This window comes from Rathayibacter sp. Leaf299 (assembly GCF_001423055.1).
GTDB lineage: Bacteria > Actinomycetota > Actinomycetes > Actinomycetales > Microbacteriaceae > Rathayibacter > Rathayibacter caricis.
The window spans coordinates 255,358-268,578 of the sequence record NZ_LMNT01000004.1; the positions used below are offsets into that span (position 1 = coordinate 255,358).

The window sequence follows — 13,221 nt, forward strand, 5'->3', positions numbered from 1 at the left end:
TCCAGGGGACGTCGGACCGGACGGAACGGTCCAGTCTACGCCGGGGCGGTCAGGGTGCGGGGGTGGCCGCGGGAGCCGGGGCGGGCTCCTCGGCCGGCGCGAGCTCGTCGATCGTCGGCTCGCCCAGGCCGGCGACCGCGATCGAGGACAGCAGCGCGCCCGCCCAGTCGGTCGGCGTCTGCTGCACGGAGTCGCTCGCCGGCTGCTCCGCCTGCTGGGCGACGGCGATGTCGTCGAGCACCAGGTAGCTGACCTCGCCCGGCATGACGAAGTAGAGCCGCTCGCGGGCCTGCGCACGGATGAAGGCGGGGTCGGACCAGCGCGTGCGCTGCTCGTCGAGGTTCTGCGACTGCGTCTTCGCCTCGTCGACGGTGCGCTGGAGCTCGGCGATCTCGGCACGCTGCTCGACGAAGGTCTTGATGCTCGGCGCGAGCACGACGACCGCCAGGATCAGGATGCCCATGATCAGGAGCGTGAACCCGGAGCCGCGGACGCCGGCGACCCACGCCGACGAGGGCGGCGCCGGAGGCTGCTTCGGCCGAGCGGGGCGGGAGCCGCCCGCGCGGGGGGTGCCGGGGCGGGATCCGGTGCGGCTCGAGGAGCCGCTGCGCTTCGCCCCGGTGGAGGAGCCGGCCGCCGGACCGGAGGACGGGGAAGGCTTCTTCCCGCCGGGCTTCACCGGGGCCGCGGTCGTCTCCGGCTCGGGACGCCGGGGCGCGGAGCCGGGCGCGGAGGGTCGGCGGGGCGGGCGGGCCATGGCGGTGCCTCCTCGATCGCGGTGGGCGGGACGGACGGGGAACGGGAGCGGCCCCGGCGCCCGCACCGAGGTGCGGGACGACCGGGGCCGTCGGCCGAGGCTACGCCGAGAAGCGCGGGAAGGCGGAGCGACCCGCGTAGGTCGCCGCACCTCCCAGGATCTCCTCGATGCGCAGCAGCTGGTTGTACTTCGCGACGCGGTCCGAGCGGGCCGGGGCGCCCGTCTTGATCTGGCCGCCGTCCACCGCGACCGCGAGGTCGGCGATGGTGGTGTCCTCGGTCTCGCCGGAGCGGTGCGAGAGGATCGCGGTCATGCCGCTGCGCTGGGCGAGCGCCACGGCGTCGAGCGTCTCGGTGAGCGTGCCGATCTGGTTGACCTTCACGAGGATCGAGTTGCCGGCCTTCTCGGCGATGCCGCGGGCCAGGCGCACGGGGTTCGTGACGTAGAGGTCGTCTCCGACGAGCTGCACCTTGTCGCCGATCTCGGCGGTGAGGTGGGTCCAGCCGGCCCAGTCGTCCTCGTCCAGCGGGTCCTCGATGGAGACCAGCGGGTAGTTCGCGACGAGGTCCGCGTAGTACGCCGAGAGCTCCTCCGCGGTGAGCTTCTTGCCCTCGAACGTGTAGGCGCCGTCGTTGTAGAACTCGGAGGAGGCCACGTCGAGCGCGAGTCCGATGTCCTTGCCGGGCGTGAAGCCGGCCGCCTCGACGGCCTTGAGGATGAAGTCGAGCGCCTCGCGGTTGGTGGGCAGGTCGGGGGCGAAGCCGCCCTCGTCGCCCAGGCCCGTGGCGAAGCCGGCCTTCTTCAGCTGCGCCTTGAGGGCGTGGTAGATCTCGACGCCCCAGCGCAGGCCCTCCGAGAAGGACTCGGCGCCCAGCGGCACCGCCATGAACTCCTGGATGTCGACGCCGGTGTCGGCGTGCGCGCCTCCGTTGATGATGTTCATCAGCGGCACGGGCAGCGTGTGCGCGTTCGGGCCGCCGACGTAGCGGAAGAGGTCGAGGTCGGCCGACTGCGCGGCGGCCTTCGCGACGGCGAGGCTGACGCCCAGGATCGCGTTCGCGCCCAGGCGCGACTTGTTCTCGGTGCCGTCGAGCTCGATCAGCTCGGCGTCGACGAGGCGCTGGTCGGTGGCGTCGAAGCCCTCGATGGCCGGGCCGATCTCGTCGATGACGGCATCGACGGCCTTCTGCACGCCCTTGCCGAGGTAGCGCTCGGAGTCGCCGTCGCGCAGCTCGTAGGCCTCGAAGGCCCCGGTGGACGCGCCCGACGGCACGGCCGCACGCGAGGACGCGCCGTCCTCGAGCAGGACCTCGACCTCGACCGTGGGGTTGCCACGGGAGTCCAGAATTTCTCGGGCGACGACTGCCTCGATAAGGGCCACAACTATCTCCTCTTGACGGGTGCGCTCCCGGAGGGTGGGAGCGGTCGGGAAGGAGTCTACTGACCGCCTTCGAACGGGAGGGGAACGCCGGGCGTGCGTAGACTTCCAGGGCCCTGAACCCGAGCCGGCGGCGACGGCGCCCACGTCGGCGCACCGCGCCGCCCGAGCCTCCCGGAGGATCCCGTGACCAGCACCGCCGCCGCCCTCGTCGAGCGCCTCACGGAGGTCGTCCCGGACTTCCCCGAGCCGGGCATCCTGTTCCGCGATCTCACTCCCGTCTTCGGCGACGGCGAGGCGCTGCGGGCGGTCGCCGACGCCCTGCTCGAGCCCTACCGCGGCCGGATCGACGCGATCGCCGGAGTGGAGGCCCGCGGCTTCCTGCTCGCGGCGGCGGCCGCCTACTCGGCCGGCCTCGGCGTCGTCACCATCCGCAAGCCCGGCAAGCTCCCCCGCGCCCTCCTGCGCGAGGACGCGACGCTCGAGTACGGCACGACCACGCTCGAGGTGCACGAGGACGCGGCGCCGAAGGGCGCGCGCCTCCTGCTCGTCGACGACGTGCTCGCGACCGGCGGCACCCTCGACGCGAGCCGCCGCCTCATCGAGCGGGCCGGCTGGAGCCTCGAGGGCATCGCCGTGGTGATGGAGCTCGACGGCCTCGGCGGCCGCGAGCTGCTCGCGGGCAGCCGGGTGGACGCGCTCGTCACCGTCTGACCCCGCGCGCCCGCCTCAGTTCAGCGAGAGCGACATCCGCGAGAGCACGAAGGTCTCGACGACCTGCACGACCATGTAGAGCACCAGCGAGACGCCGGTGACGAGCACGACCGCGGACCAGACGTCGTCGAAGCGGGCCTGCGCCGACCAGGCCGAGATCGAGCCGCCGATGCCGTTGCCGGTCGACAGCCACTCGGCCAGCAGGGCGCCCGTGATGGCGCCGGGCACCGAGACCCGGATCGCGGCGAACAGCGACGGGAGGGCGCCGGGGATCGCGACCTTGCGGATCGCGGTGAGGGTGGATCCTCCGTAGACCGAGACCACGTCGAGCATCTGCGGCGACGCGTTGTTCAGGCCGAACGCGATGGTGACCAGCGCGGGGAACAGCACCACGATGCCGCCGACGACGGCGACGGAGGCGATCGTGCCCTGGCCGAAGACCAGGATGATCAGCGGCGCCATCGCGATGAGCGGCACCGAGCGCAGCAGGAGAGCGAACGGCATGAGGGCGTGCTCGACGCCCTTGGACAGCCGGAAGAGGATCGCGACGAGGATCGCCACCACGAGTCCCGCGGCGAAGCCGATGAAGGAGTCCCAGAGGGTGACCGCGAAGAGCGCTCCCAGTTCGGCGCGGTGCTCGGCCGCGCTCTCGCCGGCGACCAGGTGGTCCCAGACGTCCCACGGGCCCTTGATGACGTAGGGCGAGACGCCGCTGAAGAGGATGACGCCGATCCAGATCGCGAGGACGATCACGATCGTCGACAGCGCGATCAGGGCGCTCTTGCGCAGGCTCTTGAGGGTCGCTCCGAGTGCGGCGGAGCGCAGCTGACGGCGGAGCTCGTCGACCGCGAGGATCGACGTCTCGGTGGACTGCTCGGTCCTGCCTCGGGTGAGGGTCATGATCACGCCTGCTTTCCGGAGGACCAGGGCGCGACGAGGCGGCCGATCAGTCCGACGATGCCGTAGCCCAGGAGCGCGACGCCCGCGCAGAGCAGGAAGAGCGCCCAGACGCGGGGCGAGTTGAGCGAGACCTGCGCGGCGACCAGGATCGGCCCGACGCCGGTCTCGATCTTGCCGAAGTACTCCCCCAGGATCGCGCCGAGGAAGGCCGCGGGGACCGCGATCTGCAGCGCCGACAGGATGTTGGGGAGCGCCGCGATGATCCGCACCTTGCGCAGCTGCGTGAACTTCGTGCCTCCGTAGACCGTGACCACGTCGAGCGACGCCTTGTCGGCGGCTTTCAGCCCCAGGAGGCTGCCGACCACGGTGGTGAAGAAGACGGAGAGGCCGGCGAGGAACACCGCGGTCGCGCTGGGCAGACCGGGAGCCTCGGCGCCGCCCATGATGAGGAGGACGAGCGTGCCGATGGCGACGATCGGGACGCAGTAGGTGACGACCGCGAGCTGCGACACGACCCCCTCCAGCCACGGCACGACGAGGACGAGAGCCGAGAGCACCAGGGCGAGGAGGTTGCCCCAGAAGTAGCCGACCGCCGCCTCGCCGATCGTGACGGAGAAGTTGCGCCAGTAGAAGCCGAATCCGTCGTCGATCGCCACCTGCACGACCTGCACCGGAGTGGGCACCACGGCGTAGGTCGAGGAGCCGGTCGGCGCGCTGACGAGCGCGATCACCCACCAGACGGCGACGATGCCCAGCACGCCGAGGAGCCCGGCGGCCCAGGGCGGGAGCGAGAAGGAGCGCCGCTCGACGGCGGGAGCGGGGGAAGCCGTGGCCATGCGGCCCCTCCTAGTGGTCGTCGGCGGCCGCGCCGCCGTCGCCGAACAGGAGCTCGGACGCCTGGTCGACGTACGCGTGGAACTCGGGCGTGCGCTGCATCTCGGGGGTGCGCGGGCGCGGGAGGTCGATGTCGATGATCTCCTTCACCCGACCCGGCCGCGGGCTCATCACGGCGACGCGGTCGGACAGGAAGATCGCCTCCGAGATGCCGTGCGTGACGAGCAGCGTGGTGGCGGGCTTCTCGGTCCAGATGCGCAGCAGCTCGAGGTTGAGCTTCTGCCGCGTCATGTCGTCGAGCGCGCCGAACGGCTCGTCGAGCAGGAGCACCTCGGGCTTGAGGATGAGGCAGCGCGCGATCGAGACGCGCTGGCGCATGCCTCCCGAGAGCTGCGCGGGCTTGGCCTTCTCGAACCCGCGGAGGCCGACGAGGTCGATGAGCTCGTCGATGTAGGACTGGTCGACCGACTTGCCCGCGATCTCGAACGGGAGGCGGATGTTCGACATGACGCTGCGCCACGGGAGGAGCGCGTGGTCCTGGAACGCGATGCCGAGCTTGTTGTCGCGGCGCAGCTCCTTGGGGGTGCGGCCGTCGACCCGGATGGAGCCGGACGTCGGCTCCTCCAGCCCCGCGAGGATGCGGAGGATCGTCGACTTGCCGCAGCCCGAGGGGCCCAGCAGTGCGAGGAAGCTGCCCTGATCGGTGTGCAGATCGGTGTCCTGCAGCGCCGTGACGCTGCGGGCGCCCATCCGGAACGTCTTCGACAGGCCGTGGATCTGGATGCCGGTGCCGCCGGCATCCTGCTCGCGCAGGATGCCGGCGTCGGTCGTGTCGGTCACGGGTGGTGCCCTTCGTGGAGGTGGATCAGTGCCGGATCAGGCGGTGTAGTCGACGAGCTCGGGGTTCTCCTCGTAGACCTCGGCGAGGAGGGTCATGTCGAAGAGATCGTCCGCCGAGATGTCGATGCCGGCGCCGGCGAGGGACGCGATGGTCTCGCTCTGCAGCTCGTCCGAGATCGTGAAGAGGCCGTTGGCGACGGTGTCGTCCGAGACGACGAGCTGCTCGGCCTGGATCGTGGCGCCCTCCTTCGAGGAGGCCTCGTCGAGGCCGAGGTCCTTGCCGTAGTCCTCGATGGCGAGCATCGCGCCCGCCTCCGGGTCCTTGACCGCGTCGGACCAGCCCTTGATCTCCGCGACGAGGAACGCCTTGACCGCGTCGCGCTTCTCCGCGATCGTCTGGTCGGTGACCGTGAAGGTCTCGGCGACGAACGGGAGCCCGTTGTCGGCGAAGGGCAGGTTGACGACCTCGTAGCCCTCGTTCGCGACGGTGATCGACTCGTTGGTCAGGTAGGCGATGAAGCCGTCGACCGTGCCGTTGATGAGGACCGAGGGGTCGTACTCGACGGGGACGACGGTGAGGTCCGACTCCGAGAGCCCGTTGGCGGCGAGGAGCGCCTGGAACAGCGAGGTGTTCGACGCCTGGACGCCGATCTTCTTGCCGGCCATGTCGGCCGGGGTCGCGATGTTGCCCGCGGTCGCGATGGAGAGGACCGTGAAGGGGTTCTTCTGGAAGGTCGCGCCGATGATCTTCAGCGGCGCCTCCTGCTGGGCGATCACGGTGCCGACCGAGACGGCGTCGCTCAGCGCGACATCGGCGGAGCCCGAGAGCAGCTCGGCGGTGCCGGTCGAGGGGCCCGCGGTCAGGGTCACTCCCGAGAGGCCGGCGTCGGTGTAGTAGCCCTTGGAGTCGGCGAAGAACTCGCCAGAGAACTCCTCGTTCTTGATCCAGGAGAGCTGGACCTTCAGGGTGCCGAGGTCCCCACCCTCGCCGGACCCGCCGGTGGAGGCCGAGGAGTCGGAGGCGCAGGAGGCGAGGACGGACGCGCCGCCGATCGCGAGGCCGGCGACCCCCGCCATGCGGAGGAGGCTGCGGCGGTCGAAGGCCGGGGTGCGGAAGGGCGACAGGGTCAAGGGGGACTCCTCGGGTCGAGATCGTCGGGCTGCAGGACGCGGCCGCGGTGATGCTGCTGCTGTGGTGCGCGGGTGGCGGCGTGGTACCCGTCCAGGCGCGCCAAGTCGCGCCGATCGGGTGCCTCGACGCTATCCTCGGGAGATTTCTCGGGTGTGTCCGCAGATTTCGCGGGTATTAAGGCTCTCACGGATCCGCCAAGGATCGCGCCACGGAACGCGTCGACTCCGGCGGATCGGGTGAGACCCCTCTCAGACCCCTCGCGCTCAGCCCAGTGGCTTGAACGACAGGGAGTCGAGCCCGGCCGTGTCCCGGGGCACGAGGGCGAAGCGGGTGAAGCCCGCGGCCGTCGCCCGGTCGAGCAGCGGAGTGAGGTTCTTGCTGCGGCGCTCCAGCCGGACCCGGGAACCCTGGGCGATCAGCGCCTGCTTCAGCGCGAGCAGCGCCTCCGGTGCGGCGTCGCGCTCGTGGACGAGCACCACCGCGTCCGGGCGCTCGGCGACGGGCACGTCGATCAGCTCGACGATGCGCTCGAAGCCGATCGAGAAGCCGCAGGCGGGGACGTCCTGGCCCAGGAACCGGCCGATCATGCCGTCGTAGCGGCCGCCTCCGCCGACCGAGGAGCCGGAGGACGGGTGCGCGATCTCGAAGATCGTGCCGGTGTAGTAGCCCATGCCCCGCACGAGCGTGGGGTCGAAGCGGAGGGAGACGCCGTCCGGCAGGGAGCGCAGCGCGCGGGCCAGGGTCTCGAGGGCCAGCACCGCCTCGGGGTCCACGCCCTCGGGCAGGATCGCGAGGATCGCGGACTCCTCCATCGGCACTCCCCCTGCGGCGACGGCGTCCTCGATGCGCGCGAGGTAGCCGCCGAGCACGGCCGCGGCGTCGGGACCGTCGGCGTCGAGCTCGGCGACGACGCCCGCGGCGCCGATCTTGTCGAGCTTGTCGATCGAGATGAGTGCTTGCGGGAAGCGCTCGGGAGCGAATCCGCAGTGCTCGAGGATGCCCAGGAGGAGCCGGCGGTCGTTGATGCGGATGGTGCAGTCGCGCAGGCCCAGCGTGTCGAGTGCCGAGGCGGTCGCCGTGATCAGCTCGACCTCGGCCAGCTGGCCGGGCTCTCCGATGATGTCGATGTCGCACTGCACGAACTGGCGGTAGCGGCCCTTCTGCGGGCGCTCGGCGCGCCAGACCGGAGCGATCTGCACCGAGCGGAACACGGTCGGCAGCTCGGCGCGGTGCGTCGCGTAGAAGCGGGCGAGCGGAACCGTGAGGTCGAAGCGGAGCCCCAGGTCGGCGAGCGCCGACGGGTCGTCGGAGTCGGCGGCCGCCGCGAGGTCCTCGTGCGAGAGGCCGCGGCGCAGCACGCTGAAGGCGAGCTTCTCGTTGTCGCCGCCGAGTCCCGAGTGCAGGCGCTCGAAGTCCTCGACGACGGGGGTCTCGATCTCGTCGAAGCCGTGCGACGCGTAGACCCGGCGGATCACCGAGAGCGCGTGCTCGCGCTTCGCCTTGTCGGCCGGGAGGAAGTCGCGCATGCCGCGGGGCGGGGTGATCGAGGAGGCCATGGCGACGATTCTCCCAGACCATCGGACGCGCGCCCGGCGCCGCCGAGCCGTCCGACACGGGCGTCGGCTAGGCTCGCCGCGCCCGGACGGTCGAGGGGACCTCCGGGCGGCGACGGACGGGGACCGGATGCACGCGGACCAGCACGACTTCGACCAGCACTGGTTCGCCCGCTACGACGACGGGCCCGACGCGGTGCGCCGCGGGTTCCGCGCCGGATCCGGGATCGGCGGCATCGTCGCCGAGGGCGTCTCGCGCTCCTTCGGGTCCGTGCACGCCGTGCGGAACGCGACCTTCGAAGCGCGCCCCGGCGAGGTGACCGCGCTGGTCGGCCCCAACGGCGCGGGCAAGACCACGCTCATGCTCCTGCTCGCCACGCTCCTCCGGCCCGACGCGGGCCGACTGCTCGTGGCCGGGCACGACCCGGTCGCCGAGCCGGCCGCCGTGCGCGCATCGCTCGGCTGGATGCCCGACGTGCTCGGCTCCTGGGCGGCTCTGACCTCGCGGGCGACGCTGCGCACCACCGGCATGCTCTACGGACTGCCCCGCGCCGACGCCGAGGCGCGCGCCGACGAGCTGCTCGGCCTGGTCGATCTGGTCGAGCTCGCCGACCGTCCCACGCGCGTGCTGTCTCGCGGGCAGAAGCAGCGCCTGAGCCTCGCGCGGGCGCTCGTGCAAGACCCCGCCGTCCTCGTGCTCGACGAGCCCGCCTCCGGCCTGGATCCCGGCGCGCGGATCGCTCTGCGCGACCTGGTCCTGCGGCTCGCGGGCGAGGGACGGACGGTGCTCGTCTCCAGCCACGTGCTCGCCGAGCTCGACGAGATGGCCGATGCGGCCGTGTTCCTCGACTCCGGCACCACGGCGTCGCAGGAGGCGGTCTCGCACGCGGCCGGATCGCTCCGCATCTGGCGCATCGAGGCGGTGTCGGTCGGCGGGCGCGAGCTCGCCGGTCTCGTCGCGCGGGTGACGGGCGCCACCGCCCGGGAGGATCGCGACGCGGTGCTCGTGCCCGTCGCCGACGACGCGGCCGCGGCGGCCCTCCTCGCCGCGCTCGTCGGCGCGGGGGTCGCGGTCAGCCGCTTCGCCCCGGCCGTCGGGGAGCTCGAGCACACCTTCGCCGACCTGCGGCGATCGAGCACCGAGGAGTCGACACGATGACCACGACGACCGCTCCCGAGCCCGTCCGCGCGCTGCCGTTCCTCCGGGGCGCGGGCCTCGTCGTCCGGCTCGAGCTCGCCCAGCGCGTCCGCGGCGTCTCGTCCTTCGTGCTGCTCGGACTGTTCTTCCTGCTGGTCGGAGCCGTCACCGGGCTCCTCGTCGTCGCGAGCGGCGTCCTGTCGGGCAGCGGCGCCCAGGTCGGCGGCTGGATCTACTCCGTCCTCGTCTACTTCGTGCTGCTGCTGGGCAGCCTGGTCACGCCCGCGCTGTCCGGCGCCGCGATCAACGGCGAGCGCGATGCGGGAACGCTGGCGACGATGCAGGTGACGCTCCTGACCACTCCGCAGCTCGTGCTCGGCAAGCTCGCCTCGGCCTGGCTGGTCGCCCTCGCGTTCCTCGTCAGCACAGTGCCGTTCCTGCTCGTGGCGGTGCTGGTGGGGGGCGTCTCGGCGGTCTCGGCGCTCGTCTCGGTGCTCGTGCTGGCCGTGCAGCTCGGAGTGGTCGCGGCGATCGGAGTGGGGCTCAGCGGGATCCTCGATCGGCCGCTGATGTCGGTGGTCACCACCTACCTCGTGGTGGCGGCGCTGAGCGTCGGATCGCTGATCGCGTTCGGCCTCCTGACGACGGTGACGACGTCCGAGACGCGCACCGTCTTCGTCGACGGCGAGGGGAACCCCGATCCCTCGTGCGGCTCGGCGTACGACAGCGTCACTCCGCGCTACGACTACTACTGGGGGCTGCTGGCGCTCAATCCGTTCGTCGTCCTCGCCGACGCGGTGCCTGCGCAGCTCGATGCCTACGGGCAGCCCTCCGACCTGTTCGGGAGCATCGCGCTCGGGGTCCGCCAGGCGCAGATCCCGCCGGAGCTGGAGGTCGAGATCGACTGCACCGGGGCGTCGGAGCAGGGGTACCGCGGGCCCGCGGAGACGTTCGCCGAGACGGTGCCGTCGTGGTTCGTCGGCCTCGCTCTGCAACTGGTGCTCGCGGTCGGACTGGTGCTCGGAGCGATCCGGCGGACGGCCACGCCGGCGGCGCGGCTGCCGAAGGGGCGCCGCGTCGCCTGACCGCGGCTAGTCGGCGGCGCGCTCGCGCTCGACGGCCCGGATCTCGTCCTGCAGGTCGCGGGTGGCGGTGCGGAGGGCGCGCTCGGCGTCCAGGCCCTGCGCCCGAGCGGAGGCGACGATCGCGAGCAGCAGGGGGCCTAAGTCGTCCTCGGACTCGATCGGCAGCGGCCCCTCCCCCGCGTCGACGATGCCGAGGGTCGTCGCCTTGCCGATCACCTTGTCGGCGAGGGCGAGCGCGGGCATGCCCTGCGGGATGCCGTCGAGGACACTGGTGCGGTGCGGCTTCTCGGTCCGCTTCAGCTCGTCCCAGACCGCGATCACGTCGTCGGCGGTCTCGGCGGTCGCGTCGCCGAAGACGTGCGGGTGGCGGCCGATCATCTTGGCGTTCATGTGCGCCGCGACGTCCTCGATCGTGAAGGGCTCGGCTCCGTCGGCGGCGAGATCGGCGTGGAAGAGCACCTGGTAGAGCACGTCGCCCAGCTCCTCGATGAGGTCGTCCCGGTCGCCCGCCTCGATGGCGTCGACGAGTTCGTGCGACTCCTCGATCAGGTAGCGCACGAGCGACTCGTGGGTCTGCTCGGCGTCCCACGGGCAGCCGCCCGGAGCGCGGAGGACGTGGACGGTGCGGATGAGCTCGTCGAGCAGGGGATGCGCGGTCACCCGGCCATCCTCGCATCCGCGGCCGACGGCGCTCCTCAGGCTCGGGCGAGGCGGCGCCGCGCGGTGAGCAGGCAGGCGAGCACCACGGGCGGCACGGCGGCGACGAGACCCGGGGCGGCCGCGACTCCGACGGCCGCGGCGCCCGTCACGAGCACACCGGCCAGGTTCCAGAGCAGCACGACGGCACCGGCGCCGTCGCCGATCGGGAGCGGGACCGGGCCGAGCAGGGACGGGGGCAGCGGGCCTCGTGTCGCGTCCATCGCGCGCGCCGCGACCGCGACGACGGCCACGGCCGCGGCGGGTGCCCACGGGCCGGAGGAGAGGACGGCGGCGAGCACGACCAGGCCGACTGCCAGCACGAGCGGCAGGATCCCGTGCAGGAGGAGCAGGTCGAGCGGGGCGGGGGCGAGGAGCGCGGGCTGTCCGGCGGTCGCGGCGGCGTGCCGGAACCCGTCACTCCAGACACCTGCTCCGCAGTACGCGAGGACGCCGGCGAGCACCGCGGGCAGGGCGAGCAATGACGGGGGCGCCACGGCGGCGGCGGCGAGCGCGACTCCGGCGGCGGCGAGGGCGGCGGCCCCCGCGAGAGAACGGCCCGGCGTGCGCAGCGCGCCCACGGCATCGCGGACCGGCACGGCGAGGACGAACGGTGCGATCCGCACGGCGGAGAGCCCGCGGAGGCGGCGCGGGCGGGCCCGGTAGCCCCCGAGCGCGTCGGCGACCTCGCCGATCGCACCGCGGTCGCGCGTCGCACGCCACTGCCGGGACTGGGCGAGCACGAGCGGCCCGCGCACGGCGTCGAGCAGACGCGGCACCATGGCCAGCGCGAGGGAGGCGGACAGGGCGAGGGCGATCGCGGCGGAGAGGTCCGACCCGGTGAGCGCGGCCGAGACGACGGCTCCCGGCCCGACGGGCAGCAGCACCGCGAGGGCCGTCGCCGCGGCCAGCCCGGCGGACCGGCGCGGTGGGAGGCACTCGCCTGCGAGCCACGCGACCGCGAGGACCGCCGCGCCCGCGGCTCCCGCAACGGCGGCGAGCGGCAGGGACGACTCCGTCGCGACCGCGATCAGGACGGCGCCACCGGTGCCGGCGAGCACGACGGACGCGCTCGACAGCGCGAGGGGGCGGCGGAGGATGAGGCGCCGGGGCAGGTCGGTGTCGAGGAGCACGGCGGTGGGGTGCGGCTCGTCGACCGCCGGGCCGCGGACCCGGCCCAGGAGGACCGCGGCGGGCAGGAGCAGTCCGGCGGCGACTCCGACGACCACCGGCGCCTCGAGGCCCGCGAGCGCCGGAGCCGGATCGCCGGCGAGCAGCGCGAGGGCGCGCAGCACCGGCAGCACGACGACCAGCACGGTGAGGGCGGCGAGGTAGCCGGAGTAGGCGCGGTCGCGATGATCGGACCGGGAGCGGTGCAGGGCGCGGACCGCGCGGATCCGGTTCATCGGCGACCCAGCCGGAGCTCGCGCGTGGCGAGGCCGTCGGTCACCAGTGGGCTGTGCGTGGCGATGAGCACCGCGCGATCGCGTGCCGCCTCGCGCAGCACCTCGACCGCGAGCGGCACGCGGTCGACGTCGAGACGCTGCTCCGGCTCGTCGAGCAGGAGGACCTCGCTCGGTCGGGCGAGCACGAGCGCGAGAGAGACGAGCTGGGTCTGGCCCGAGGAGAGCTCGTGCGGGAAGCGGCGGGCGAGGGCCAGGAGTCCGAGGGAGTCGAGGCCCTGGACGGCACCCTCGCGGGCCTCGGCGAGCGTCGCACCCCACGACAGCGCGACCATCGCGAGGTGCTCCTCGAGGGTGAGGTCGCGCTCGAGCGGCGGGGTGCCGACGAGAGCGGCGACGCGGCGCCGGTGCTCGCGGGAGCGCTCGTCGACCGGAGCGCCCGCGACCTCGACGGTGCCGGCGGTGGGAGCGGTCAGCCCGGCGATCACGCGGAGCAGGGTCGTCTTCCCGCTGCCGTTGGGGCCCGTGACGGCGACGACCTCGCCCGGCTCGACCTCCAGCGAGAGCGGCGCGAGCAGCTCGGCCTCGCTGGTCCGCACGGCGACCTCTCGGAGACGGACGAGCGGAGCGTCGGAGGGCGCGGGCGCGGGTCGGCGACGACGGGCGAGCAGCGGCATGCCCCCATCCTGTCGGCGGACTGCGCACGCCGCATCCGTCGGCCAGCGGAGTCCACATCCGCCGGTCATCGGGACGTAACACGACGCGGCTAGGGTCACCGCGGGGCGCATCCG

General features: G+C 73.0%; 13 protein-coding genes. 3 read left to right on the forward strand and 10 right to left on the reverse strand.

Annotated features, from left to right (window positions below; genetic code table 11):
* Positions 1–49: 49 nt before the first annotated feature.
* The gene (locus ASF48_RS19965; protein ID WP_055793718.1) at positions 50–757 is read right to left on the reverse strand and encodes an FtsB family cell division protein; all 708 of its coding nucleotides are present in this window, start codon (positions 755–757) and stop codon (positions 50–52) included.
* A gap of 100 nt (positions 758–857) precedes the next feature.
* Positions 858–2,138, reverse strand: a complete 1,281-nt coding sequence (gene eno, locus ASF48_RS15665) for a phosphopyruvate hydratase (protein ID WP_055793720.1) — start codon at positions 2,136–2,138, stop codon at positions 858–860.
* 183 nt (positions 2,139–2,321) lie between these two features.
* On the opposite strand from eno, the gene ASF48_RS15670 reads away from it, so the two are divergent.
* Entirely contained in the window at positions 2,322–2,849 is a 528-nt protein-coding gene (locus ASF48_RS15670) for an adenine phosphoribosyltransferase (RefSeq protein ID WP_055793721.1), read from the forward strand.
* 15 nt (positions 2,850–2,864) lie between these two features.
* Here ASF48_RS15670 and ASF48_RS15675 read toward each other — a convergent pair whose 3' ends face one another.
* From ASF48_RS15675 to hisS, 5 genes are all read right to left on the reverse strand, one after another.
* Positions 2,865–3,749, reverse strand: coding sequence for an ABC transporter permease (locus tag ASF48_RS15675; protein ID WP_082481618.1), 885 nt, complete (start codon positions 3,747–3,749; stop codon positions 2,865–2,867).
* 2 nt (positions 3,750–3,751) lie between these two features.
* Positions 3,752–4,585, reverse strand: coding sequence for an ABC transporter permease (locus tag ASF48_RS15680; protein WP_055793724.1), 834 nt, complete (start codon positions 4,583–4,585; stop codon positions 3,752–3,754).
* A 10-nt stretch (positions 4,586–4,595) separates the two neighbouring features.
* Positions 4,596–5,333, reverse strand: a complete 738-nt coding sequence (locus ASF48_RS15685) for an ABC transporter ATP-binding protein (protein WP_082481620.1) — start codon at positions 5,331–5,333, stop codon at positions 4,596–4,598.
* Positions 5,334–5,459: 126 nt separating this feature from the next.
* A complete protein-coding gene (locus ASF48_RS15690) occupies positions 5,460–6,554 on the reverse strand; it encodes an ABC transporter substrate-binding protein (RefSeq protein WP_235577269.1) in 1,095 nt (364 codons plus the stop codon).
* A 264-nt stretch (positions 6,555–6,818) separates the two neighbouring features.
* On the reverse strand, positions 6,819–8,111 hold the full coding sequence (gene hisS, locus ASF48_RS15695) for a histidine--tRNA ligase (protein WP_055793726.1): 1,293 nt from the start codon (positions 8,109–8,111) through the stop codon (positions 6,819–6,821).
* A gap of 127 nt (positions 8,112–8,238) precedes the next feature.
* Here hisS and ASF48_RS15700 point away from each other — a divergent pair, with 127 nt between their 5' ends.
* Positions 8,239–9,267, forward strand: coding sequence for an ABC transporter ATP-binding protein (locus ASF48_RS15700; RefSeq protein ID WP_082481589.1), 1,029 nt, complete (start codon positions 8,239–8,241; stop codon positions 9,265–9,267).
* The gene (locus ASF48_RS15705) at positions 9,264–10,331 is read left to right on the forward strand and encodes an ABC transporter permease (protein WP_055793727.1); all 1,068 of its coding nucleotides are present in this window, start codon (positions 9,264–9,266) and stop codon (positions 10,329–10,331) included. The genes ASF48_RS15700 and ASF48_RS15705 overlap by 4 nt, the downstream gene beginning before the upstream one ends.
* A gap of 6 nt (positions 10,332–10,337) precedes the next feature.
* Here the strand turns inward: ASF48_RS15705 and ASF48_RS15710 are convergent, their stop codons facing one another.
* Genes ASF48_RS15710 through ASF48_RS15720 form a run of 3 tightly spaced genes read right to left on the reverse strand, consistent with a single transcriptional unit; the run spans position 10,338 to position 13,107 of the window.
* Positions 10,338–10,991: a MazG family protein gene (locus ASF48_RS15710; RefSeq protein WP_235577270.1), complete on the reverse strand. Its 654-nt coding sequence runs from the start codon at positions 10,989–10,991 to the stop codon at positions 10,338–10,340.
* Positions 10,992–11,026: 35 nt separating this feature from the next.
* Complete coding sequence (locus tag ASF48_RS15715) at positions 11,027–12,433, reverse strand: hypothetical protein (protein ID WP_055793729.1); 1,407 nt, start codon at positions 12,431–12,433, stop codon at positions 11,027–11,029.
* Positions 12,430–13,107, reverse strand: a complete 678-nt coding sequence (locus ASF48_RS15720; protein WP_055793731.1) for an ABC transporter ATP-binding protein — start codon at positions 13,105–13,107, stop codon at positions 12,430–12,432. Before ASF48_RS15720 ends, ASF48_RS15715 begins: the two co-directional genes overlap by 4 nt.
* Positions 13,108–13,221: the final 114 nt, after the last annotated feature.

Excerpts from the sequence above, each read along its gene's own strand:
- ASF48_RS19965 (WP_055793718.1), bottom strand. The coding sequence starts at position 757 with ATGGCCCGCCCGCCCCGCCGACCCTCCGCGCCCGGCTCCGCGCCCCGG.
- ASF48_RS15675 (WP_082481618.1), bottom strand. The coding sequence starts at position 3,749 with ATGACCCTCACCCGAGGCAGGACCGAGCAGTCCACCGAGACGTCGATC.
- ASF48_RS15680 (WP_055793724.1), bottom strand. The coding sequence starts at position 4,585 with ATGGCCACGGCTTCCCCCGCTCCCGCCGTCGAGCGGCGCTCCTTCTCG.
- ASF48_RS15685 (WP_082481620.1), bottom strand. The coding sequence starts at position 5,333 with ATGGGCGCCCGCAGCGTCACGGCGCTGCAGGACACCGATCTGCACACC.
- hisS (WP_055793726.1), bottom strand. The coding sequence starts at position 8,111 with ATGGCCTCCTCGATCACCCCGCCCCGCGGCATGCGCGACTTCCTCCCG.
- ASF48_RS15700 (WP_082481589.1), top strand. The coding sequence starts at position 8,239 with ATGCACGCGGACCAGCACGACTTCGACCAGCACTGGTTCGCCCGCTAC.
- ASF48_RS15705 (WP_055793727.1), top strand. The coding sequence starts at position 9,264 with ATGACCACGACGACCGCTCCCGAGCCCGTCCGCGCGCTGCCGTTCCTC.
- ASF48_RS15715 (WP_055793729.1), bottom strand. The coding sequence starts at position 12,433 with ATGAACCGGATCCGCGCGGTCCGCGCCCTGCACCGCTCCCGGTCCGAT.
- ASF48_RS15720 (WP_055793731.1), bottom strand. The coding sequence starts at position 13,107 with ATGCCGCTGCTCGCCCGTCGTCGCCGACCCGCGCCCGCGCCCTCCGAC.